This is a genomic window from Streptomyces sp. NBC_00461, from assembly GCF_036013935.1.
GTDB lineage: Bacteria > Actinomycetota > Actinomycetes > Streptomycetales > Streptomycetaceae > Streptomyces.
The window spans coordinates 10,072,551-10,096,722 of record NZ_CP107902.1; the positions used below are offsets into that span (position 1 = coordinate 10,072,551).

Genomic DNA, 24,172 nt, shown 5'->3' on the forward strand with positions numbered 1-24,172 from the left:
GCCTCAGACACCGGCGTGGCTCCGAAGGAGTGGACTCAGCCGATATACATATCGCAGAGGGGCCTTCGCGACGCATTGCCAATGATGATGTTGCCGCCCGAGCCCGGTAACTGGAAGAGGCGCCCCGACATGCGACGTACCCCTCACCGCCGTCTGCTTGCCGCAGCGCTCGTCGCGTCGGCTGTTCTGGTTCCGATGGCGGCAGCTCCCGCCACGGCCGTCCACGCCAAGAGCGTTGACCGGCAAGACCCGTACGACCGGCAGGACCGGAACGACTACCCGCCGGGCGGTCTCGGCCCCGAGGTCACCGCCCGACTGGACGAGACGATCGAGGATGTCCGTCGGCGGGCAGGCATCCCCGGCGTCATCGTCGGCCTGTGGATGCCGGGCCAGGGAAGCTATGTCCGCGCGACCGGCGTCGCCGACACCGTCACCCGCAGGCCGATGACCACCAGCCCCTTCGTGCGGATCGGCAGCGAGACGAAGACCTTCACGGTCACCGCCCTGCTCGAGCTCGTGGACGATCATCGGGTACGACTGGACGACCCGATCTCCCGTTACGTGCACGGCGTCCCTGACGGTGACCGGATCACCCTGCGTCAGCTCGCCGAGATGCGCAGCGGCCTGTTCCCGTACACCTCCGATCCGGACTTCACGCATGACCTGCTGAGCAACCCGACGCGCTTCTTCACCCCTCGGGAAGTACTCGCGTACGGCTTCAGACACGCGAACACCTTCGCGCCGGGCACGCAGTTCCAGTACTCCAACACCAACCTCGTCCTGCTCGGCCTGGTGATCGAGAAGGTGAGTGGTCACCGGCTCGCCGACTTCATCGCTACGCGGGTGCTCCGGCCGGCCAGGCTGAGCCACACGTTTCTCCCGCAGGGGGCGGAGTTCCCCGAGCCGCATCCCCACGGCTACACCGACCAGACGCTGAGCGGTGCGGTCGCCGACGCTACGGACTGGAACCCCAGCTGGGCCTGGGCGGCCGGAGCGATGATCTCGAACCTGCACGACCTGCGCCGCTGGGCGGAAATCGTCGCGACCGGGAAACTGCTCAGCCCGCAGACCCAAGCTCAGCGCCTCAAGACGTTGCCGACCGGATTCCCCGGCACCAGCTACGGCCTCGGCATCTTCGAGACCAACGGGTGGATCGGGCACAACGGCTCCATCCCCGGCTACGAAACCGTGACCGTCCATCTTCCTTCGCGGAAGGCCACTCTGGTCATCATGATCAACACGGACTCCACCAGCGAGGGCCAGGAACCGTCCACGCTGCTGGCCCGGGCGATCACGGCGGTCGTCACCCCGGACAACGTCTACGACGGCGCGGTTGTCACGCGTGCCTCGCGCCAGACGAACGGCCCGGTGGCCGGCAAGGTGAATCGAGATCGGACAGGCCTGCATCACCTGTGAGACGTCTCTGTTCGTGGACGGTCCCACAGCCCTCGCGTGCGCGATCTACAGTGGACCCTCCCCCGGCGGAGAGGCCGGCTGCACAGGAAACGGTGTTGATCGGTGGTTACCGTCGCGTATCAGGGTGAGTTCGGCTCCAATTCGGCGGCGGCCACGCAGAGCCTGTTTCCCGACGGCACGCAGATGCCGTGCACGAGTTTCGAGCAGGCACTGGACGCGGTGACTCTCGGCAGCGTCGATCTGGCGGTGATCCCGGTGGACAACTCCGCCGCCGGCCGGGTGGCGGACGTGCACCACCTGCTGCCGGAGTCGGGCCTGTTCGTCATCGGCGAGTACTTCCTGGCCATCCACTTCGACCTGATGGGCGTACCGGGGACGTCGTTGGCCGACGTCGAGTGCGTGCGCAGCCACGTGCATGCCTTGGGACAGTGCCGGAAGGTGCTGCGGGAGGGCGGCTGGCGCACGCTGGTCTCCGATGACACCGCGGGTGCCGCCCGCGAGGTGGCGGAGCTGGGCGACGTGCGGCACGCGGCACTGGCCCCGCCTGCCGCGGCCCGGCACCATGGCCTGACGGTGCTGCGCGAGGGCGTCGAGGACGATCCGGACAACACCACGCGGTTCGTGGTCCTGTCCCGCGAGGCCGCCTTCGCGCCGGTCACGGACGAGCCGACGATGACGAGCCTCTTCTTCGCCGTGCGGAACATTCCCAGTGCGCTCTACAAGGCCCTGGGCGGTTTCGCCAGCAGCGCGGTGAACCTCACGAAGATCGAGAGCTATCAGATGGCGGCCGGGTTCAATCCCAGTTGCTTCTACGTGGAGATCGAGGGCCACCCGGAACAGCCCCATGTCGCGCTGGCCCTGCAGGAGTTGCGCTTCTTCTCCAGCGAGGTCCGGATTCTGGGCGTGTATGCGGCACACCCTCACCGCGTACGGGAACGCATCGGCTGAGCGCCGCCCGCGGCCGTCGGCGCGCGGCCACGGGCTTGAGGCACGTCACTGCGCCTGCGTCGGCTGCGAGTGAGCATGCTCAGGCTGGCCTGCGTCAGGAGCAGGTGACGCGTTCGCGCTGCGACGCCCCTGCCGAGCTGGCACCGTGGGTGCCGGGCCGCGCCGTTTCCCGGTCGTGCCCCACCGTCCCCGTCCAAGGAGCCGATGTCGTGGGCAACGAACTACAGGGCAGGACCGCCGTCGTCACCGGTGCGAGCAAGGGCATCGGGCTGGCGGTGACGCAGGCTCTGACCGAGGCGGGAGCAGCCGTGGTAGCCGGGTCCCGCACCGCGTCGAAAGACCTGGACGAACTGGTCGAGCAGGGCTCGGTGACCTGGGTGCCCGTCGATCTGAGCGAGTCGGCCGCGGCCGAGCGGCTGATCGAGGCCGCCCAGGGACAGGTGGACATCCTCGTCAACAACGTCGGTACGGCGCCGCCCCGCACCGGCGGCTTCCTCACGGTGACCGACGAGGAGTGGCGACGCACGCTCGACTTGAACCTCCTCGCGGCCGTACGGGTCACGCGAGCGGCCCTGCCGGCGATGCTTGCGGCGGGCCGGGGCTCGGTCGTCACGATCGCCTCGGTCAACGCCACCCTGCCCGACCCGCTGGTGATCGACTACAGCGCGGGCAAGGCGGCCCTCGTCGCGTTCTCCAAGGCCCTGTCCAAGGAGTTCGGTCCCAAGGGCATCCGCCTCAACACGGTGAGCCCGGGGCCGGTGGAGACCGATCTGTGGCTCGGCGGGGGTGGAGTGGCCCACACCGTGTCGGCCGCGGTGGGCGCTGCTCCCGAGGACATCGTGGCCGAGGCGAAGTCAGCCATGGTCACGGGTCGCTTCACCAAGCCCAGGGAGGTGGCCGAGCTGGCCGTGTTCCTGGCCGGGGACCGCTCGGCCAACATCACCGGCAGCGACTTCGTGATCGACGGCGGCATGATCCCCACCTGGTAGTCACTCGGCGAGGGCGGCCGGAGCTGTCCTTGAACACGGTGCCGTGGGTGGCAAGTGATGCCACGTCAATTCCCGTCTCCCAGCGGCATGTTCGGAGTCACCCCCCACACCCCCACATCCCCGCATCCCGCATCTCGTGTCGCCTTCGTGATCATGTCATCGTTCTGTGACGGTGCTGTGCTGGAACGAAGGCGCCGGGATCCCTTCGAGTCGCAACCCCCTCATAGTGATCAAGGAAGCACGAGAGAGCCGAACCCGCTTCGGCCTCAACTACGCAACTATCAGGGGGATTTCATGTCCGGCCACCACCGCAAGGCCATCCTCGTCTCCGCAGCCCTCGTGGGCGGCGCCATGCTGATGACCGCCTGCCAGGGCACGGACACGGCCACGGACACCGGCGCCACGCAGAGTTCTTCGGCCGCCGCTGGGGCCGATAACGCGGCCACCCCGTCCGGCACGTCGACCGCGGGCGGCGGCCAGAGCGCAGACAAGGGTTCCGGCGCCACAGGCAAGGGACGCAAGGACGGAGCCGGCTCCGGCGCCGACACCGGCAACGGCGAGCGACAGCCGGTCGGGCAGAGCTGCGGCGCCAACGACATCTCCTGGAGCACCAAGCCCGAGACCCAGGCCGGCGGATACATCCTGATCATCGCGAAGGCGAAGTCGGGGATCACCTGCTACCTGCCCGCCGCGCTGCCGACCGTGGCGTTCGGATCCGACGGCACCCAGGCAGGTCCCGCGGAGCAGAGCGCCGCCAAGCAGATCAAGCTGAGCGGGACCACCACCGCCTACGCCGGAGTGAACCCGAAGACCACCAACGGAAACGGCGGCAAGGAGCTGGACAGCATCATCGTCGGCGTCGGTGACAACGACCCCAACCCGGTGTCCCTGCCGGTCGGCACCATCACCGTCGAGCACCCGATCGTCACCAACTGGCACACCGCCCCGGCGGACGCCGTTCCCTTCGGCTGACAGAACTGCTGGACGTTCACCGAACACGATGGCACCGCCACGAGACCCGCACTCGTCGTCCCGGCTCAGCTGCCCGTGTGTTCCGTCCAGTTGGGGGCATTCGGAGGGCACACGGTATGCGCCCGACTCACCGAACGGACGGACATCATGCTGGCGATCCTCTCGGCGGTCCTGTTCTTCATCGCCTTCCTGATCAATGCTGCGGACATCTCCACCAACGACACCTTCACCTCGACCAACGTGATGCTTCTCGGCCTTACCGCGTTGGCTCTGCACGTGGCGGGTATCGGCAGTGGATGGTCCTGGCGCAGACGCTGAAGACCACGCGCCTGCCGCACTGGCGGCGCATCAACCCCTCATTCCTCACCCTTCTGTCTGCGGGGCTGTCGCGGGTAGTTCCACAGTGATGCGGATCCCGCCGGCAGAGCGTGGGGTGAGGGTGAGTGTTCCGTCGTGTGCGTGGGTGATGGTCTTGACGATGGCCAGGCCGAGGCCGACGCCTGCGTGGTCGGTGTGTATGCGCTCGGTGCCGCGCTGGAATGGTTCGGTGAGTGTCGAGACCAGCTCCGGTGTGAGTTTCTCACCGGTGTTTTCGACAGTGAGCACCACGGTCTTGGGGCGAACGCCGGTATTGACCCAGACGGTGCCCTGTCGCGGCAGGTTGTGGATGATCGCGTTGTGTACGAGGTTCGTGGTCAACTGCAGCAGGAGCGCTTGCGATCCGAGCGTGGGCGCGATGTCGCCGGAGGTCTCGATGGTGACGCCGTGCTTTTCCGCGAGGGGCAGCAGTGTTTCGGTGGCTTCTTCCGCCAGGAGAGACAGGTCGACTTGTTCTCGGGTGAAGGATCGCTGCTCAGCGCGGCTCACCAGGAGCAGTGCCTCCGTAAGGCCGATGGCTCGGGTGTTGACTGCGTCGAGGCGGTCGATGAGTTCGCCGGTATCGCGGTTCGGATCGGTGCGGGCCACTTCGAGAAGTGCCTTCGAGATCGCCAGCGGGGTGCGCAGTTCGTGAGAGGCGTTGGCGGCGAACCTCTGCTGTTCGGCGACGTGTGCTTCGAGCCGTGCGAGCATCGCGTCGAAGGCGTCGGCGAGTTCACGGAACTCGTCTCTGTGGCCAGGCAACCGGATTCGGTGGGAAAGCGATCCGTTCGTGGCCATGCGTGTGGCGTCCGTGATGCGAGTCAGCGGTGCGAGCATCCGGCCGGCGAGAAACCACCCTCCCCCGAGACCGAATACCAGCAGGAACGCCAGCACGACGGCCGCGGTCGGAGCGAAGGCGCGCAGCACGGCGAGGCGGTAGCTGGGCACCATGATGAGCCCGACGTGGGGCACACGAGTCAGGAACACCCACCCGGCCGCGAGCAGCACAACGCCGGCAAGCATGAGGAACCCGGCGTAGCTGAGGGTGAGTTTGAGGCGAACGCTCAACCCGGGCGCCCTGTCCACGGTCTCCTCCCTATCCACGGTCTCCGCCCTCACGTGCGGTGCCGGGTGCTGTGTCGATGCGGTAGCCGACGCCCGGCACGGTGGCGATGATCCATGGTGCGCCAAGTCGCTTGCGCAGTGCAGAGACGGTGATGCGCACGGCGTTGGTGAACGGGTCGGCGTTCTCGTCCCACGCGCGTTCCAGGAGTTCTTCGGCGCTGACGACACCGCCCTCGGCAGCGACCAGGACCTCGAGCACTGCGAACTGCTTCCTGGTCAGCGCGACGTAGCGGCCGTCCCGGTAGACCTCTCGGCGGAACGGGTCAAGGCGCAGACCTGCGATCTCTCGTACGGGAGGCCTGTTGTGGGCGCGTCTGCGGTCGAGTGCTCTGAGCCGCAGCGCGAGTTCTTGGAGTTCGAAGGGCTTCGTGAGGTAGTCGTCGGCCCCGAGTTCGAACCCGGAGGCCTTGTCGTCGAGACGGTCGGCCGCGGTGAGCATGAGGATCGGCATGCCGCTGCCGGAGCCGACGATGCGTTTGGCGATCTCGTCACCGGACGGTCCGGGGATGTCGCGGTCGAGTACGGCGATGTCGTACGTGTGGATGCTCAGCATTTCCAGAGCTGTGTCGCCGTCGCCCGCGATGTCGGCCGCGATCGCTTCCAGGCGTAGGCCATCGCGAATGGCCTCTGCCATATAGATTTCGTCCTCGACGATCAACACACGCATGCTCTCGATGCTACGAGCCGCCACCTATCGTCGGCGTATCGAAAACCACATACGGGCTGGCAACACCACGCTGCCTTGACTGGCCGCATGGTTTCAATCCCACCATCAGCACGACCAACGACGCGCCGGTTTCACCGGCTCCTTGTCGTCGGCCTGTCAGTGGTCATCGCGGCGATCATCGCAGCCCTCGGCTACCGGTTACTGAAGTCCTCTTCCCCTCCTTCCTCCTCGTCCTTGTCCTCCTCCTCGGCCGCACCATCGTTGAATGCTCTTCCCGGTGAGCACTCCGGTGCCCTTGGCGAGGCTGACGGTGTCGTCCCCGACGGCGTGACGGTCTTCGACGACGAGATTCCGGCTGTGGCCAAGCTCGATCCCGATCTGCTCAAGGCCCTCCGCCGGGCTGCGGCGAATGCCGCGGACGACGGAGCGAAGTTCTACGTCAACAGCGGCTGGCGTTCCCCGGATTACCAGAATCAGCTTCTTCGCGAGGCGGTCTCCGAGTACGGGTCCGAGGACGAGGCCGCCCGATGGGTGGCCACCGCGGCGACTTCCCCCCATGTGTCGGGGGACGCGGTCGACCTCGGGCGCTCCGATGCGACGGCGTGGCTGTCGAAGCACGGTGCCGAGTACGGGCTGTGCCAGATCTACCGGAACGAACCCTGGCACTACGAACTGCACACCGATGCGATCGGTCGTGGTTGCCCGCGCATGTATGCCAACCCCACCCAGGACCCGAGGATGCAGCAGTGACCGGCAGTGAGCGAGGAGAGCCGATGGCGCAGGTGGACACAGCGGCGACCGGACAGGGCGGCGCAGGTCGCCGCGAGGCCGGCGCCGGGACCTGGCAGGCGGCTATCCGCCGGACGATCCATGCCGGCTCCCGGCCGGAGCCCTGGAAGCGCGGCCCGGTGCTCGTGGCGCTGGCGCTGCTGCTCGGCCTGTTCATGCCGCTGCACGCGGAGATCCCGAACGGGATCGGGAACCTCGGCAGCCTGGTGGAGACCTTCCTGCCGTGGTTCGGCCTGTTCATCCCGGTGCTGCTGGCCGGGGCGCTGTGGCGCCGCTCCGCCTCCGCGGTGGCCGCGCTGCTGCTGCCGGTCACGGTGTGGCTGAACCTCTTCGGCGGGCTGCTCGGCGACAAGTCCCACCCGGGCAGCGATCTCACCCTGGTCAGCCACAACGTCGACGCCGACAACCCCGACCCGACCGGCACCGCCCGCGAGCTGGCCGCCTCTGAGGCGGATGTGGTGGCACTGGAGGAGATCACCGCGCAGGCCCGGAGCACGTACGAGAAGGAGCTGGCGAAGGCATACCCGTACCACACGGTGCAGGGCACGGTCGGGCTGTGGAGCAAGCTGCCGCTGTCGGACACCCGGCCGGTCGACATCGACACGGACTACGGGCCGCTGGCGGACACCAAGCCGGTCGACGTCACGATGGAGTACAACCGGGCGCTGCGCACCACGGTGGCCACGGAGCAGGGGCCGCTGGCGGTGTATGTGGCGCACCTCGGGTCCGTCCGGGTAAATCCCAGCGCGGGTTTTTGGACGGGCTCGCGGGACAGAGGAGTGCAGGCGCTCGGCAAGGCCATCGCCGCCGAGCGGAACGAGCGGGTGGTGCTGCTCGGCGACCTGAACGGCACCCTGGACGACCGCGCGTTCGCCGGCATCACCTCGCAGCTGCGCTCGACCCAGGAGGCGGCCGGGGACGGCTTCGGCTTCAGCTGGCCGGCGAAGTTCCCGGTGGCCCGGATCGACCAGATCCTGGTGCGCGGTGTGAAGCCGGAGAGCTCGTGGTCGCTGCCGGCCACCGGCAGCGACCACATGCCGGTGGCAGCGGGAATCAGCTGGTGAGCACGGCGCATGGGTCAGGACGTTGGTGACGGCGCATAGTGGTGGGCAAGATCGGTGGCGAGGTCGCGGAGGTGAGCCCTGGCTTCGGTGGGGCCGTGCACAGTGATGGCGCTCCCGAACGGCAGTAGTGCTCGCACGTCCTCCAGATGCAGGAAGCGGATCGTCACCTTGCGGCCGGTGGCGGATTCTTCATGGTCGTCCGGGACGAGTCGTAGGCCAAAGATCCGTTGCGCTCGCTCGATCTGGGTCTGGTCGATGGTGGCCCTGACCTCTATCGCGTGGTTGTGCTCCCACTGATCAATGAGCGCTGCAGCGACGGTGGCCAGGGTCTGGCTCTCGCGGATCCGTCGTGGCTGGTCGACTTCTTTCCACGTCGTGATCCGTTCGAGTCGGTACATCCGTGGCACTCGGGCACGGTCGGCGACGAGGTACCAGAGGCCGGCCTTGGCGAACAGCCCGTAGGGATCCACGACCAGGTCGCGTGGGCACGACTCGCGTGGGCTGTCGTACTCGATCCGTAGCCGGCGACCTCGCCGCACTGCGCCGAGCAGCGAAGCCGGTGTCGTGCCGGAGGCTCGTGCCTGACGCCAGGGACGGCTGTCCACGTGCACTACGTCGGTGAGGGGCAGGAGCTCATGAACTCGACGTGGCTGTGCAGCGGCGATCTTGGAGAGCGCGCGCCGGCTTTCGACCGATGCGTCGAGCTCCGCGCGTTGCTTCTCATCGAGCCCGGTGAGCGACAGATGATCACGCTCGCCCGGTGTGAGTCGCGTGAGGTCGAGCCCGGACCCGGGCAGCATGGTCACGCCTCCGAGGCGGCCCCGGTGTGCGGTCACCGGCAGACCGGCGTCGCGGAGCCAGTTCAGGTCTCGGGTGATGGTTCGAAGGGACACCCCGAGCGCTGAGGCGAGTTCCTGTGTGGTCACGGCATCCCTCGATTCGAGGAGCAGCATCAGGGTGAAGAAGCGGTCTGGGGTCACGCACCAATTTTTTCAGGGAATTGCGACACGATGCGGCGCATATCCCGGTCAGGCTGGTGGATGCGTACCTACCACCTGCGAGCCTGTGAGAAGGAACAACCATGACCAGATCCGTCGTGTCCATCGTCTACGTGAACGACGCTCCCGCCGCAGCTCGTTTCTACGGCGACCTCCTCGGCATGAGCCCCTCGTTCGAGACTTCGGGATACATCACCTTCGACCTCGGGCCGGGCGCTGACCTCGGTCTGTGGTCCGGCCAGTTCGAGGATCTGTCACCGGACGTCCTGCGCACCAGTGAGGTTTGCCTGGCCGTCGACGGTGGACCCGAAGAGCTCAACGCGACCTTTGAGCAGTGGAATTCCAAGGGGGTCACGATCCTGCGCGAGCCTCATGACGCGGGGTTCGGGCTGACCTTCCTCGCAGCCGATCCTGACGGGAACCGTATCCGCGTCGCACCGCGGGGCTGAAAGGCCGCAATGCGGCAGGCGCGCACGACAGGTGTCGCGCCTGCCGTCGTCCGACTTCGAGAGGACGACGAGTGCCCCACGGGCAGCGGGCTTGTGCGGCCAGGCGCTTGTTGTTGTTCAGCAGGTGGACAGGACATCGTCGACACCGTCGAGTGCCACCTCGTCCGGCAGCGGCTGCGGCGCGCCTACGGTGACCTGGGCGTAGTAGGTGTGCACCGCGACCTCCTGGAGCTGGTGCCGTGCCACGGCACCGGACGTCTGCGGCGACTGCGGGCATCCCACCAGGTCCAGCAACCGCGATACGGGCCGGCCTCCCGCAGCGCGTCCAGCAAGTGCTGCGTCGATGCGGCCAACCAGGCCAGCAGGCCGCACGGTCGTCAGGCGCAGCCGGGGCGCACTCCAGCGCAGGCTTGGCCGGGGGAGCGTCGGCAGGCCCCGCGGCGACGATGGCGTCCCAGCGGCGGCGCCCCTCGCCCAGGTGATGCACCAGATCGAACAGGGTCCACTCGGGGCAGGTCGGCACCTGCACGTCGAGGCTGGGCGCGGAGGCGACCGCGGCCCGGAAGGCCGTCGATCGGTCGTCCATGAGTCGCACCAGGACGGCGAACTCAAGTGTCGTTGTCACACCGACTGTCTCTCACTGCCCTTCCGACAACCGGACAGCGATTTTCACCGCCGACGCGGCGAGCGCGAGGTATGGGCTGTGCGCACTCCGATGACACGGTTCTCTGCTCGGATCGGGCGAGCCTCAGAAGGCAAGGGGGCACTGCTCGCACTGCTCACGCACGTCAGGCTCGATCGCAGCGGCATGTCAGTGACGCCTGTTATAACCGGGATGCGGGAGCTCAATGGGGGTGTCCCGTACCAAGGAGGGGAATGTGACTGTGCACAGACGCGCAGGTTCACTGCGTTCGCTGCTGGGCGCGTTATTGACTCTTGCCGTGGCGGCCGGTCTCGGCGTCGGCGTCGCCGGGGCGGCATCGGCGGCCACCGGCACACCCGTGGCCGTGACCAAGTACAGCTTCACCAGCCAGGCCGGTGACTACGTCGGCCAGGGCACCAGCGCCGCGTACACGCCGTCCACGGCCACCGTCAGCGTCGGAGGCGACGCGGGCTATGTGCGGTTCAGGGTGAGCACCGCCGACGAGTGGTGGGACGTCGACCTCGCGGCGCCCAAAGGTGAGCAACTCCGGCCGGGCATCTACCGCAACGCGGAGCGAGCCCCGTTCAGAACCGGGCGTTCACCCGGCCTCGACGTGTCCGGAGACGGCCGCGGCTGCAATGAGGTCTACGGGCAGTTCTCGGTCAACCAGATCGAGACCGACGCGTCAGGGGCGGTCACGGTCCTGGACGCCACCTTCACCCAGCACTGCGAGAACGCCGCAGCCCCTGCCCTCAAGGGTGTCCTCAAGTACCGCGCCCACCCTCTCTCCTACGCCTACACGAGCGACGCCGGCGACTACATAGGCCAGGGCGCGACCCAGACGCATCAGGGTGCCACCAGCACCTTCTCGCTCGGGTCCTACGGCGACGGCGTCCAGTACGGCGTGTCCGGCAAGCGGGAGTACTGGACCGCTCTGCTGACCCCGCCCGACGGCGAACAGTTCGTGGCCGGACGCACCTATCAGGCGCAGCGCAGCCATGGCGCAGCAGTGGCGGGACTGGACGTGTTCGGCAACGGACGCGGCTGCAACACCGTCACGGGAGAACTCACGGTGACCAAGCTGGCGCGTGGTGACGACGGCGCCGTCAAGGCTTTCGCCGCCACCTTCGTGCAGCATTGTGAGGGCGGTGGACCCGCACTGCACGGCACGATCCACTACTACGCCTGACGCTCTGGCGGCCCTGCCGGAGCGGGAGTTGACCGGCGGGGCCGCACCAGGAGTCGGCGGGTGCCGCCTACGGCACCGACCGGAGGACGGCCGGCCCTGTCACGTATCCGCCTCCCTCGGGCGGTGGACCGTGTCTGTGTCGGACCGCTCACGCCCAACAGGCCACCCGTGGCCGATGGTCCTGGTAGGAAGGTCACTGTGGAAGATCACTTCGGTTCGGCCGTCCGACGGTTCCGGTTGCGTGCGGGGCTGACCCAGGAGGCACTGGCCGAGCGTTCCGGCGTTTCGGTCAGCACGATCCGCGGCATGGAGACCGGCAAACGCCGCAATCCGCAGCTCGCGTCGGTGCGCCAACTGGCCGCCGCGCTCGACCTGCAGCCGGCCGAACTGGACGGACTGTTGGCCGCGGTGACGGGTTCGGTCGCGGGTGCGGCCGAGGTTACGGGTACGGGCGAGCATGCCGCGACGGTCCCGGTACCGCGTCAACTGCCCGCGCCCCCGGCGCCGTTCGTGGGCCGAAACCACGAACTGGACCGACTGGATGCTGCAATGCGGCCCAGTTCGGGTGCGGCAGGAACTCTGGTCATCTCCGCGATTGCGGGCGCCGGCGGGGTGGGCAAGTCGTGGCTTGCGTTGCATTGGGCTCACCGCAACGCCGACCGCTTCCCCGACGGGCAGCTCTTCGTCGACCTACGGGGCTTCAGCCCCGACAGCGAGCCGATGGACCCGGCCGTGGCGGTACGGGGATTCCTCGACGCGCTGGGCGTTGAGCCCGGCCAGATCCCGGTCGCGCCGCACGCGCAGGCGGCGTTGTTCCGCAGCCTGGTGGCGGACAAGCGGATGCTGCTGGTGCTCGACAACGCTGTCGACGCCGCCCAGGTGACCCCCCTGCTGCCGGGCGGCGACACCTGCACCGTCGCGGTCACCAGCCGCAACCGATTGCTGGGCCTGATCACCGGCCACGGCGCCCACCACCTGTCCGTGGACACCCTCACCGACGCCGAAGCCTGCGAACTCCTCGTCGCCCGACTCGGCTCCGCACGCATCGAGGCCGAACCCGCGGCGGTGGCCGAACTCGTCGGCCTGTGCGGCGGGTTCCCGCTCGCGCTGAGCATCATCGCCGGCCGCGCGCACGCCCACCTGCACCTGTCCCTGGCCGACCTCGCCGACGAACTGCGCGACGACGTACTCGACGTACTCGACGACGCCGACCCCGCCGCGAGCCTGCCCGCGGTGCTCTCGCTCTCCCGCCGCGCGTTGAGCGACGAAGAAGCCGAGGTGCTCGGGCTGTTGGCGATCGCACCCGGACCCGACATCAGCCTTGCTGCCGCCGGCAGTCTCACCGGCCTCGGCCCCAGCCGGACCCGAAGCGTGCTGCGCAGGCTCGAACAGGCTTCGCTGATCGGGCAGGACGCCGCCGGCCGGTACCGCATGCACGACCTGATCCGCCGCTACGCCACCACCGCCCACGATCTGGCCGACAGCACGCGAGCGGCGGCGTTGCGGCGGGTGCTCGACTTCTACACCCACACCGCGTACGCCGCCGACCGCCTCCTAGACTCCCACCGCGACCCCATCGAACTCGCCCCGCCGCCACCCGCCTGCCACCCCCAGGCGCTGTCCGACATCCCGGCGGCGATGGACTGGTTCGACACCGAGCAGCGGAATCTGCTCGCTGCTCAGCACACCGCCGCCGCCCACGCATTGCACCGCACGGTCTGGCAGCTGGCCTGGACGCTGTACGACTTCCACTACCGTCGAGGCCACCGCCACGATCAGCTCGCCGTGTGGCAGATCGCCGTCGACTCCGCGCATCAGCTGCGCGACCCCGGTGCCCAGATCCTCACGCATCGGCTCCTGGGCCGCGCCCACGTCGTGCTCGGGCACCATCAGGAGGCGATCGCCGCCCTGAACGAGGCGCTCGCCCTGAGTGAGCAGCAAGGCGACCGCGCCCTCCAGGCTCAGGCGCACTACACACTCGCGTCGATCTGGCCGGACGGCCGGCGGGCGCTGGAGCATGCCAGGCGGGCACTCGACCTCTACCGCGGCCTCGACCAGCCGATCGCGGAAGCCAACGCGCTCAACGCCGTGGGCTGGTACGCCGCCCGCCTCGGTGACCGAGACGACACCGCCCGAGAGCACTGCCAGGCCGCCCTCACCCTCTACCAGCACCACCACGATGTGAACGGCCAAGCGCAAACCCTGGACAGCCTCGCCTACATCGACCACCACAGTGGCCGCCACCACGACGCCATCGAGCACTACCGCCAGGCCATCAGCCTGTACCGCGAGCTCGACAACACCTACGAAACCGCCGACACTCTCGACCGGCTCGGTCACTCCCACGCCGCACTCGGCCACCACGAACAGACCCGTGCGGTGTGGCAGGAAGCACGGGAGCTGTATCGACAGCAGGGACGTGACGAGGAAGCCGAGCAGGTGGAACGACAGCTCGACGAGCTCGACGGCCTCGGCGAACATCACAACCCGGACGCCTGTGGGTCGTAGCGGCCGACAGCGCGAGCGCCACAGCGCCGCCCGTGACGACCGGCTGAACCGGTCGTACATGAACGGTTCGTGACCTGTTGGCCCGCCTGGCACGCCAGCACGATGGTGAGCGAACAGCGCGTGTGCGGTTCAAGGCGGACCGACCCGTTGCGCGCGGCACCGCCCCGACGCGGATCGCGTCCCGTGCGACCGCCGCGTGCCCGGCACGTCCACGCGGGGCGCAACCCGCGCCCGTCGGCAGCAGGTCACCCACGGCAACCGGTGTCCCGCCCACACACCCGTCATCCACCCGTCCTCAGCCCCCTCTTCCACCCGTCAACCGGCCGCCGCGACCTGTCGCGGGGAACGGAGCTTCATAGATGAGCACCACTGAGGGACACGGCGCTGCCGAGTCCGAAGTTCGCTGGATGCTGGCCTTCGACGCGTCGTGCTCGACGTGCCGTGCCGTGTCCTCGATCGTGTTCAACGCCTGTGACGCACGCCTGGAGGTGGTCGCCCTCGGTCGTGCCGACGTCCGTGCCTGGCGTTCGCGAGCGTTGGGGCCCGACGCGCCCTGGGCACCGACGCTGCTGAAGGTCACCACCGGCGGAGGGCAAGACGCCGCCGTGCCGGACCGAACCGGTACCGACGGCGAGTCCGTGCGGGCCTGGACAGGGCCGTCGATGACGCTTCAGCTGGTGCGACGACTGGGGCCGCGAGCGACGGTCCGCGTCCTGCGGGCGCTGGGCGAGGCACGCGACGCGAACCGCTCCCAAGTCGGCACGGGGTCCAGCCGCGCGCAGTTCCTGCGGGTCGCCGGAGGGCTCGCGGTCGCCTCGACCATCTTGTTCAAGGGGGGTACGCCCGCCTTCGCCGCGGGCCAGGACGCTGCGGCGGCCAGTGAGTGGGTCAAGGCGAACGCCGGGCGTCTGCCCACCACCTATTCCGATGTGACCGCCTTGCCGCTGGCCCACCGCCGCGCCGTGCACGCCGCACTGCCGCCGGCTGCCCGCAGCCGCCTGTGGGTGGAGCACATCGACCGCTTCCGCGCCGCGCACACCCATCCCACGCCTCGTCAGGGCACGGTCATCGAACGGGCTCGCACCGCCGCGTCGGACCCTGCGACCTTCCAGCGACGCCCGCCCGCACGTCGTCGGCACAGCGACGACCTGACCGGGTCCGCGGTCGCCGCATTCGGCAAGGAGGGCGCGGCGCAACTGCTGGCCACGCTGGGACCGGTGGAAGCCCTGGCACAGGACTGTGCGTGCAGTTCGTTCTCCGACGCGTGCCTGTTCAGCGACTGCATCGGAGGCGGATGCACGATCTCCGACGGCGGGTGCGGCGAGTTCTGGATCTGGGACTGCGACGGGACCTGCCGCTGACGGACGGGGGAGGGGGGACGGTGACAGGCGCCATTGACTGACCCGGACCGACTGCCGGGCCCGGCGGCCGTCATCGCCGGTCGCGGTCACCACGTCGGCGGTGACCGCGATCACTTACGATCCCGAGGAGTTGACATCGGGCGAAGAGAACGCAAATTCAGCCAATTGGCGGCCGGATGCGAAGTAGAGTGCTACAGCGGCGCCTTGACCACACTCTGCCGATTTAGGCAAGTTACGGCCACTTTGCGCCGTCAAGGTCCGCGGAGAAAGGGGCGTACTGTGGGCGCCTACCTGTGTCCTCCCGCCGTAGTGCACGGCGAACACGCCGTGAAAACCGGCGACATCCTGGCCGACGTGTGCAGTCGACATCCGCAGGCCCCATGGCTGGCGCGGATTGACGGCATCGCCGAGAGCACCGGAATCGCCTCCCGTGGATGGATGCTGCCGTTGGAGGCGGCCGTCGCACCCAGTAGGGAGAGCGGCTTGCGAACGCCGGGCCCTGGTCCGGCCCGTGAAGCTCTGGCCCGTGGTGGGTTCAGCGACCGGGAGGTGGACCGGGCGATCGCCGCGCTGGAGGAGATACCGGCGCCCCAGACCATCCAGGAGCGCACCGCGCCGGCCTGGGCGGCCGTGCAGACGTACGGAGAACGCGCAGCCCGCGAAGCCCTTGAGATCGCCGGGCTGCACACCGCCGACGTGGACTGTCTGATCACCAGTCACTCCACCACCCCCGCCCTGCCGGGGTTGGACCTGTCTCTGTTCAACCGCCTCCCGCTGCGCACCGACGTACTGCTGCTGCCGGCCAGTCAATGGGCCTGCATCGCGGGAACCCGTTCCTTGGCGCTGGCGGCCGACCTGGTCGCCGTGGACCCCGACCGTGTGGTGCTGGTGGTGATATCGGAGGCGCTGAGCACCACCTACCAGCCCGCCGACGACACGCTGGAATCCCTCATCGTCCGGTTGCTGTTCGCGGACACCGCCGTTGCGGCAGTGGTCACCGGCCGTCCCAGGCCGGAGTCGATCCTGCGGCTGGACGCGGCCTGGCACCACACCCTGCCCAACACCGCGGACCTGCACTGGCTGGACACTCGCGCCGACGGCACACATTTCGTCATGGACCGCCGGGGGCCGCGCGCCGTCCAGGAGACGGTTGCCGCGATGTGGAAGTGGCTGAGCACCCGCCATCAGGACGACGGACACCCGTGGCATCCCGATCTGCTGCTCGCCCATCCCGGCGGGACCCGGGTGCTGGAGTACATGGAACAGACGATGCCCGACGGGTGGCCCGCCGGACTTCTGGCCTACAGCCGGGCCGGCTACACCACAGGCAACCGCGGCGGCGCGGCCGTACTCGACATACTGCGACGCGCGCACGACGTCGGCCAGAAAACAGGCAGCCGCACCGTGCTGTACGCGGCCGCACCCGGGCTGACAGCCACGGCCCTGGAGGGGGAGTGGCTTTGACTCCCGCTCCCTCAGCGGCGACGAGTACGAGCGTTCTCCACAACCCCAGGCATCACAGGTCCAGTTCCGCCCAGACGGCCTTGCCGGCGTTGGTCCACCGCACCCCCCAGCGCGTGGTGAGTTTGTGGATGACGTGCAGGCCGCGCCCGCTGTCGTCGAGTACCTGGCCGCGGCGCAGGCGTGGTCGGCCATTGCCGGTGTCGCCGACCTCGCATATGAGGCGGCCCCCGGCCTTCACCAGCCGCACTGTGACCGGTCCGGTGGTGAACACGACGGCGTTGGTGACCAGTTCGCTGATCACCAGCAGCGCACTGTCCTGGGCCTGATCGCTGGTGTGCCATCGCCGCAGGGCAGCAGAGACCAGGGTGCGGGCGTGGGCGGCGGTGTCGTCGCGGGCGGCCAGCTGCCAGGTCGCGGTGTCCCGGCTGCGACGGCCGGTCATACGGGCGAGCAGCAGGGTCACGTCGTCGCGCAGGCGTCCCTCCGGGGCCAGATCGGTGACCACGCGGCGCGCGATCTGCTGCAGGTCGTCCCAGGGATGCACCTCACGCACCAAGTCCGTGAGCCTGCCGATACCGTCGTCGAGGGAGGCCACCGGGTCTTCCACCAGGCCATCGGTGTAGAGGGCGAGGAGCGAGCCGGGAGGCGCGGCGAACTCCTGCACGTCGAACGGCTCCCGCACGGCGAACTCAGCTCCCAGGCCCGGGTGAGGCTGCCCCGTGATGGTCGTGGCGGACCCATCGGGACGGACGAGGACGGGAGGCAGGTGGCCCGCGTTGGACATCACGACCCGGTGGTCGACGGGATCGTAGACCGCGATGCAGCACGTCGAACCCAGCGCGCTGTAGCCGGCCGCCAGGCCCGCGTCCGTGTCGTCCAGGAGCGTGACGGTCTCGTCCAGACGCTCCAGCACCTCTCCGGGGCCCAGCCCCGCAGACAACAGTGCGCGGGCCTCCATGCTCAGCTGGCCCATGGCCGCCGCGGCCCCCAGGCCATGCCCTACGACGTCGCCGACCACCAGCGCGGTCCGGTCGCCCGGCAGCGGAAAGCTGTTCACCCAGTCTCCGCCGACGCCCGCACTGTCAGGGGTGGTGGGCAGATAGACGCTGGCGACCTCGATGGTGTCGCTGCCGGCCCGCGGCAGCAGCCGGCGCTGCAGTGCCAGGACCTGGGCGTGCTCGCGCTGATGCTGGCGGGCCAGGTCCACGTGACGGGCGGTTTTGGCCACGAGTTCTTGCAGGTCGAGCAGTTCGCTGTCGCGGAAGGGGCGCTCCGGTCGCCGCCAGACTTCCGTCACGCCCAGCACGATGGGCCCCGATGTGCCTTCGGGTCCCTCCACGACCAGCGGTATGCAGGCCACACTCGCCGGCAGGTTGCCGGGTACCAACGCGCGCACCAGCCGGGGATCGCTCAGTACCCGCTCGATCGCCTCACGGTCGGGAATCACGATGGCCTGCGGCACGTCGTCGCGCGTGACCGCACCGACCAGCAGACGGCTCGCTTCGCGGGGAAGGTTGTCCCCGCACGTCAGATATCCCTCGGGCCAGGCCCGCTCCGGCACCAGGGCCGCCCGCCGCAGCCGGATGCGCTCGTGCGCCTGCTCGGTGACGGCTTCCCCCGTCCAGACGGCGAAGTCGAGGTCGACGGCCGCCACGTCCCCCCATGCCAGCAGGGACTGGGCCAGGGACTGCGCGGTCTCGCCGATGTCCAATGACGTACCGATGGCGGCCGCGGAAGCGTACAGGTGCAGCCGTCTGGCCATGGCGATCAGGGAGACCGTAAGGCCTCCCTGCGGCGCTGCGGCCGGCAGGATGCTCATCGAGACCACCAGCTCTGTGCCGTCGTCCCGCCGCAAGCGCTGGACCCGGGCAACGTGCGCCTCCCGCGTCTCGACGACGTTCCGCAACCGCTGTGTGACCGTCGGCACGTCCCCGGGTGGCAGCAGTTCGGTGAAGATGGCCCCCGGCTTGACGCTCACTCCTCTGAACGGAGCCGCGTCCAGATTGCAGCTGGTGATCCTCAGATCCCGATCGAGGTTGACCGCCCCGAGGATCTGTTCCTGACCTCCGGCCTCCCGGCCGTCCCCTTCGAGCCGGTCGGCACGGCTGTCGCTCTGCGCAGCGACAGGAACCGCGGCGGCCGTGCTTCCGGCCCGGGGGATGTAATCCGCCAGGGCACCGCTGACCATGTCGAACGGTGAAGCAGGCGAAGAGGAGGGTGTGGGGTCCATGCAGCTCACTCAGCTCGCTGACTCCGGCGCGCGCCGGAGAGGCATTCCCGAGTCCGTGCGATGGAGCCCCGAGATCCCTACCGCACACCTCCTGGATAGCACACACGCGGACATCACCGAAGGGGCAAAGGTGAGTAAAAGGACAGGTGTAGGAGCTGACAGTAACGGGCACGCACTCTGCGTCGCGGAGTCCGCGGCGAGCCCTTGTTCACCACCGGTACGCGGTCGGGTGCGGATGGGGTTGTGGCTCCAGCGGCGTCAGCCGGGCGTCGGCGCCGACCGGTGTGAGGGGCGAAAGGCCTGTCATTTCCGCGGCCGACAAACACAAAAGGCAAGGAGACCTCTCCTTACCTGTCTCAAGTTATAGCGCACTGGGGGGCTTGCGGCAAGACCCCGGTCGGCGCGCAGAATCGTCGGCCGAGGCCACAACCTGCGGAAACGGGAGCACTACGTGCGTGTGATGTACGGGCCAGGCGGCGACGTCGAACCAGCGGAGGGACTGGCGGTGCGGTTACGGGCGCTCGGGGCGGGGGAGCGCGCCGCCCGATCGTCGGAGGGAAGGCAGCCGGAAGTGAGGACGTGCACGGCAAGAGAGTCGACAGAGCTGAAAACGCCGGAGATTCGTTCGGCCAGTGCACTGCATCGGAGCACGGCTGCTTGGGAGGTATCGCGATGATCGAGCAGTATGTGTTGGATCTTCGAGAGGTTGACGAGACGCAGGTTGCCGTTGTTGGCGGCAAGGGCGCGCACCTGGGCGGGCTGACGCGGATCGACGGCATCCGCGTGCCGGGTGGCTTTTGCGTGACGACAGACGCCTTCCGACGGGTCATGGCGCAGGCGCCGTCGATCGGGGATCTGCTCGATCAGCTGTCGCGTCTGAACCCGGACGACGGGGAGGCGATCCGCACGCTCAGCGCGCAGATTCGCCGGGCTGTCGAAGAAACGGTCATCCCGGGCGACGTCGCGGCGGCGATCACGGGCGCTCACGCCCGGTTCGGCGAGCAAGCCGCCTACGCCGTCCGATCCAGCGCGACGGCAGAGGACCTGCCGACGGCCTCCTTTGCCGGACAGCAGGACACCTACCTGAACGTCGTGGGGCCGACGGCAGTTCTTCAGCACGTCAGCCGGTGCTGGGCCTCGCTGTTCACCGAGCGCGCCGTGACCTACCGCCAGCGGAACGGCATCGACCACCGTACGGTCCTCATGGCTGTGGTCGTGCAGCGGATGGTCTTCCCGCATGCGGCCGGCGTCCTGTTCACGGCCGACCCCGTCACGGGCAACCGAACGGTCGCCACCGTGGACGCCGGCTTCGGCCTCGGCGAGGCCCTGGTCTCCGGCCTGGTGAACCCGGACGTCTTCCAGGTGCGACACGGCGAAGTCGTCGCGAAGACGATCGCCGCCAAACGGAGTGCCGTTCACGCCCTGCCGGCCGGTGGCACACAGACACTGGCCATCGACTCGCAGCAGCAGGAACAAGCGGCGCTGACGGATCCGCAGGCCGTTCAGCTCGTGCAGCTCGGGCGTCGGATCGAAGCGCACTTCGGCCGCCCGCAGGACATCGAGTGGTGCCTGGTCGACGATGGCTTCCACATCGTCCAGAGCCGGCCGATCACGACGCTGTTCCCCGTCCCGGACATCGGCGACGAGGAGAACCACGTCTACGTCTCCGTTGGCCACGGGCAGATGATGACCGACGCCATGAAGCCCCTGGGGCTCTCCATGTGGCGGATGACGGCCATGGTGCCGATGCACGAGGCCGGCGGGAGGCTGTTCGTCGACGTCACCCGGCGCCTGGCCTCGCCCGCGAGCCGCGCCGGCCTCCTGGACGTCATGGGGAAAGGCGATCCACTGACCAGGGACGCTCTGGAGACCGTCCTCGACAACGGCGATTTCGTCCCGTCGCTCCCGGACGCGGGTCCCGGCCGGCCGGCGGGCGGCGGCAGTGCGCCCGCCCCCATCGAGACCGATCCGGCCATCGTCACCAAGCTGATCGAGCGCAGCCAGGTGTCCATCGCCTCGCTGGAGCGCGACATCCGGACCAAGAGGGGACCGGCGCTGTTCGACTTCCTGCTGGAGGCCGTCGAGGAGCACAAGCGGGTCCTCAGTGATCCGCTGAGCATTCAGGCGATTATGGCGGGGATGGACGCCACATGGTGGCTCAACGACAAGCTGCAGGAGTGGCTGGGCGAGAAGAACGTGGCCGACACGCTCACGCTGTCCGCCCCCGACAACGTCACCTCGGAGATGGGACTGGCGCTGCTCGACGTCGCGGACGTGATCCGCCCGTATCCGGAGGTAGTTGAGTTCCTGCAGGGCGTCCAGGACGAGGGCTTCCTGGACGAGCTGGCCAAGCTCGCGGGCGGGACCGAAGCGCGCGACGCCATTCAGGCCTACCTCGACCGGTACGGCATGCGCTGCGTCGGCGAGATCGACATCACCCGACCACGATGGCGTGAGCGCCCCACCACACTCGTGCCCATGATCCTCGACAACGTCAGGAACTTCGAACCGGGCGCCGCCGAGCGGCGCTTCGAGCAGGGGCGGCAAAAGGCGCAAGAGAAGGAACAGGACGTGCTGTCGCGCTTGCGGGCCCTGCCGGACGGGGACCAGAAAGCCGACGAGACCAAGCGGATGATCGACCGGGTGCGAACCTTCATCGGGTACCGGGAGTACCCGAAGTACGGCATCGTCAGCCGCTATTTCGTCTACAAGCAGGCCCTGCTGGAAGAGGCCGAGCGCCTCGTGCAGGCCCATGTGCTTCCTGAGAAGGAGGACATCTTCTACCTCACGTTCCAGGAACTCCGCGACGTCGTGCACTCGAACCAGGTGGACGGCCGGCTCATCCAGCAGCGCAAGGACGCGTTCCGGTCGTACCACGCGCTCACACCGCCCCGGGTGCTCACGTCGGATGGTGAGGCCGTCACCGGGGCGTACCGGCGCGACGACGTGCCGGCCGGCGCCCTGATCGGCCTACCGGTCTCCGCCGGGACCGTCGAGGGCAGGGCCCGCGTCATCCTTGACATGGCGGACGCCGATCTCGAAGCCGGCGACATCCTGGTCACGACCTTCACGGACCCCAGCTGGTCGCCGCTGTTCGTGGGAATCGCGGGCCTGGTGACGGAGGTGGGCGGCCTGATGACCCATGGCGCGGTGATCGCCCGTGAGTACGGCTTGCCGGCCGTCGTGGGGGTCGAGCAGGCCACCCGCCTGATCCGGGACGGGCAGCGGATCCGCGTGCACGGAACCGGCGGCTACGTCGAGATCCTGCCCTGACCGACCGCGCGAACAGAGTCATCCAGTCCGGACAACAAGAGCAACCTGTCCGGGCTGGATGACCTGACCAGATCGGCGCGGGCCATCCGGTCGGCGCGGTGGCCGACCAGATACCGGCCTCACCAATAGTGTCGACGCCCGGCGACGGCGTGACCCATGGAACCCATGACCCACAGAAGCGCGCCGATCACCAGAAGAATGACCCCTATGGTCCACAGGATCGAAACGCCGGTGAGAAAGCCGACGACTAGAAGGATTACACCGAGAGCGATCATTGTGGCCTCCAACAGCTGGGACTGCTCGTGGCGTTCGGGTACCCGCAAAACGGTGTTCAACTACCGAAACGTCGGGCTCCCAGGAGGGGGCCATCGCAGCCTTGCCGCCGTCGCTGGTCGATCATGGATCCTGAGGGCTGCTCGGCAGGTCTGCGCCAGGCAGGGCGTTCAAAGGGCCGAAAACATCATCAGGTCCGCCGGTTCGACTTCCTCGGCGATGCCGTCACCCGGGCCGGATCGACCAGCCCGCGTGCGTGTGCCATCACCCCCGCCTGGAACCGGTCCGAGACTCCCAGGTCGTTGAACAGCCCGGTCGGATACCCCTGACACGTGCGCTCCGCGATGCCCAGCCGTTTGGAGATCGCCGCCACGGTGAGGCCGTCACCGAGCAGTTGCAGAAGCAGGTGCTGAGTCCCGTTCCATGTCTCCGTCTGGTCGGGTGCCTTCGCGGTGGTGAACAGAGACGCACCTTCCCAGGCGCGGCTGAACACCTCGTACAGGTAGCTGACGATCGAGGGTTCCTGCACGATCACGGCTGAGGCGTCGCTGGACCGATGGGTGAGCAACGCGGTGCGGCGGTCCACAATGATCATGCGAGGCGGCAGGGTGGTCGCCGTGCGGATCTCCGCGTCGGCGCGCATGGCCTTCGTCGCGTATTCGATCGTAGGGCCGTCGAACCGTGACGCGTGCTGGTACAGGGAATACAGGCGAACGCCTCGTTCCAGCATCGCGATGTCCCTGGGGAGTGCGTCGTCGAGAACCTCCGGCGGACCGGGGCCGCCCGGCTGGCACGCGGCGACCTCCTCTCCGCATTCGCCGATCATGCGCTCCAGGAGGGCACGAACGGCCGCGCCGGACCGGACGACCTGGATGCCGCACTCGCTGTAGGAGAGATGGGCCTCGTGGTAGGTCCCTGCCAGATCGTTGAACGTACCTCTGAGGGCCGTGATGTCCTGACGCCGTCTTTCGAGAGCGGCCTGTTCCCGCAGTAGATCCCACTCCAGCGGCCGGACCGGCTTTTCGCTGGCGCTTCTCGGGTTCGCGACGACGAAGGTGTTCGTGGCCTTGCACGCGTCCGTCGTCCACGATTTGGGCCGGGACGCCAGCGCTGTCCGGGGGTGGCGAGCGAGTGAGCTCTTTCAGCCGGGCCACTGATCAGGTGACGGGATCGGTGTCCCTGCCGCAGCGCTGGTCGAGTGAGTCACCATGCTCATCGTCACCCGAGAGGGCGACCGACGGTGCAAACTCCCGCCGCATCAGCGTCCCCTGGTCGGCCTGGTGTACCTACGGCGGCACGACACCGTCGCCCAACTCGCGGCCGACTTCGGCAATTCTGTAGGACCGCCCGCGCCCCCACCGGGTTGGTCACCACCTGCATGCCCGGCCGCGCCCACGACCCGACCACCGTTGCATCCACCGGATCATCCGGATCTGCGAATGCCCACGGAACTG

General features: G+C 68.6%; 19 protein-coding genes and 2 pseudogenes. 14 read left to right on the forward strand and 7 right to left on the reverse strand.

Going from position 1 to position 24,172, the window contains the following annotated elements; genetic code table 11:
- Positions 1–129 precede the first annotated feature (129 nt).
- The 5 genes from OG870_RS46525 (at position 130) to OG870_RS46545 (ending at position 4,643) form a co-directional block, all read left to right on the forward strand.
- Positions 130–1,416: a serine hydrolase domain-containing protein gene (locus OG870_RS46525; RefSeq protein WP_266588126.1), complete on the forward strand. Its 1,287-nt coding sequence runs from the start codon at positions 130–132 to the stop codon at positions 1,414–1,416.
- Positions 1,417–1,518: 102 nt separating this feature from the next.
- Complete coding sequence (locus OG870_RS46530) at positions 1,519–2,364, forward strand: prephenate dehydratase (RefSeq protein WP_327692255.1); 846 nt, start codon at positions 1,519–1,521, stop codon at positions 2,362–2,364.
- A 209-nt stretch (positions 2,365–2,573) separates the two neighbouring features.
- A complete protein-coding gene (locus tag OG870_RS46535; RefSeq protein WP_327692256.1) occupies positions 2,574–3,353 on the forward strand; it encodes an oxidoreductase in 780 nt (259 codons plus the stop codon).
- A gap of 294 nt (positions 3,354–3,647) precedes the next feature.
- Complete coding sequence (locus OG870_RS46540; protein WP_327692257.1) at positions 3,648–4,325, forward strand: DUF4232 domain-containing protein; 678 nt, start codon at positions 3,648–3,650, stop codon at positions 4,323–4,325.
- 147 nt (positions 4,326–4,472) lie between these two features.
- On the forward strand, positions 4,473–4,643 hold the full coding sequence (locus OG870_RS46545) for a hypothetical protein (RefSeq protein WP_266528341.1): 171 nt from the start codon (positions 4,473–4,475) through the stop codon (positions 4,641–4,643).
- A 45-nt stretch (positions 4,644–4,688) separates the two neighbouring features.
- Here the strand turns inward: OG870_RS46545 and OG870_RS46550 are convergent, their stop codons facing one another.
- Complete coding sequence (locus tag OG870_RS46550) at positions 4,689–5,771, reverse strand: sensor histidine kinase (RefSeq protein ID WP_266928074.1); 1,083 nt, start codon at positions 5,769–5,771, stop codon at positions 4,689–4,691.
- Positions 5,772–5,781: 10 nt separating this feature from the next.
- Positions 5,782–6,477 (reverse strand): response regulator transcription factor, encoded by a 696-nt coding sequence (locus OG870_RS46555; protein WP_266588139.1) that lies wholly within the window; start codon positions 6,475–6,477, stop codon positions 5,782–5,784.
- 87 nt (positions 6,478–6,564) lie between these two features.
- Between OG870_RS46555 and OG870_RS46560 the strand changes: the two genes are divergently transcribed.
- Together OG870_RS46560 and OG870_RS46565 are read left to right on the forward strand one after the other, a co-directional pair.
- Entirely contained in the window at positions 6,565–7,227 is a 663-nt protein-coding gene (locus tag OG870_RS46560) for a M15 family metallopeptidase (protein WP_266528349.1), read from the forward strand.
- Positions 7,228–7,250: 23 nt separating this feature from the next.
- Positions 7,251–8,330: an endonuclease/exonuclease/phosphatase family protein gene (locus OG870_RS46565; protein ID WP_266928070.1), complete on the forward strand. Its 1,080-nt coding sequence runs from the start codon at positions 7,251–7,253 to the stop codon at positions 8,328–8,330.
- Positions 8,331–8,344: 14 nt separating this feature from the next.
- Here the strand turns inward: OG870_RS46565 and OG870_RS46570 are convergent, their stop codons facing one another.
- A complete protein-coding gene (locus OG870_RS46570; RefSeq protein WP_327692258.1) occupies positions 8,345–9,310 on the reverse strand; it encodes a helix-turn-helix transcriptional regulator in 966 nt (321 codons plus the stop codon).
- 101 nt (positions 9,311–9,411) lie between these two features.
- Here OG870_RS46570 and OG870_RS46575 point away from each other — a divergent pair, with 101 nt between their 5' ends.
- On the forward strand, positions 9,412–9,777 hold the full coding sequence (locus OG870_RS46575; RefSeq protein WP_327692259.1) for a VOC family protein: 366 nt from the start codon (positions 9,412–9,414) through the stop codon (positions 9,775–9,777).
- Between the two features lie 120 nt (positions 9,778–9,897).
- On the opposite strand, the pseudogene OG870_RS46580 reads toward OG870_RS46575, so the two are convergent.
- A pseudogene (locus OG870_RS46580) lies at positions 9,898–10,402 on the reverse strand (maleylpyruvate isomerase N-terminal domain-containing protein); the annotation flags it as partial.
- 253 nt (positions 10,403–10,655) lie between these two features.
- Here OG870_RS46580 and OG870_RS46585 point away from each other — a divergent pair.
- From OG870_RS46585 to OG870_RS46600, 4 genes are all read left to right on the forward strand, one after another.
- On the forward strand, positions 10,656–11,609 hold the full coding sequence (locus OG870_RS46585; protein ID WP_327692260.1) for a hypothetical protein: 954 nt from the start codon (positions 10,656–10,658) through the stop codon (positions 11,607–11,609).
- Positions 11,610–11,807: 198 nt separating this feature from the next.
- Entirely contained in the window at positions 11,808–14,117 is a 2,310-nt protein-coding gene (locus tag OG870_RS46590) for an ATP-binding protein (RefSeq protein WP_327692261.1), read from the forward strand.
- A gap of 359 nt (positions 14,118–14,476) precedes the next feature.
- A complete protein-coding gene (locus tag OG870_RS46595) occupies positions 14,477–15,478 on the forward strand; it encodes a bacteriocin fulvocin C-related protein (RefSeq protein WP_266588152.1) in 1,002 nt (333 codons plus the stop codon).
- Between the two features lie 279 nt (positions 15,479–15,757).
- Complete coding sequence (locus OG870_RS46600) at positions 15,758–16,942, forward strand: type III polyketide synthase (protein ID WP_327692262.1); 1,185 nt, start codon at positions 15,758–15,760, stop codon at positions 16,940–16,942.
- Between the two features lie 52 nt (positions 16,943–16,994).
- Here OG870_RS46600 and OG870_RS46605 read toward each other — a convergent pair whose 3' ends face one another.
- On the reverse strand, positions 16,995–19,172 hold the full coding sequence (locus tag OG870_RS46605) for an ATP-binding SpoIIE family protein phosphatase (RefSeq protein ID WP_266928061.1): 2,178 nt from the start codon (positions 19,170–19,172) through the stop codon (positions 16,995–16,997).
- Positions 19,173–19,844: 672 nt separating this feature from the next.
- Between OG870_RS46605 and rph the strand changes: the two genes are divergently transcribed.
- Complete coding sequence (gene rph, locus OG870_RS46610) at positions 19,845–22,445, forward strand: rifamycin-inactivating phosphotransferase (RefSeq protein ID WP_327692263.1); 2,601 nt, start codon at positions 19,845–19,847, stop codon at positions 22,443–22,445.
- Between the two features lie 119 nt (positions 22,446–22,564).
- On the opposite strand, the gene OG870_RS46615 is transcribed toward rph, so the two are convergent.
- Both OG870_RS46615 and OG870_RS46620 read right to left on the reverse strand, forming a co-directional pair.
- Positions 22,565–22,720: a DUF6131 family protein gene (locus OG870_RS46615; RefSeq protein ID WP_266528379.1), complete on the reverse strand. Its 156-nt coding sequence runs from the start codon at positions 22,718–22,720 to the stop codon at positions 22,565–22,567.
- Positions 22,721–22,908: 188 nt separating this feature from the next.
- Entirely contained in the window at positions 22,909–23,826 is a 918-nt protein-coding gene (locus tag OG870_RS46620) for a TrmB family transcriptional regulator sugar-binding domain-containing protein (protein WP_327692380.1), read from the reverse strand.
- Between the two features lie 100 nt (positions 23,827–23,926).
- Here OG870_RS46620 and OG870_RS46625 point away from each other — a divergent pair.
- Positions 23,927–24,061: pseudogene (locus tag OG870_RS46625) on the forward strand (transposase family protein); the annotation flags it as partial.
- Positions 24,062–24,172 lie beyond the last annotated feature (111 nt).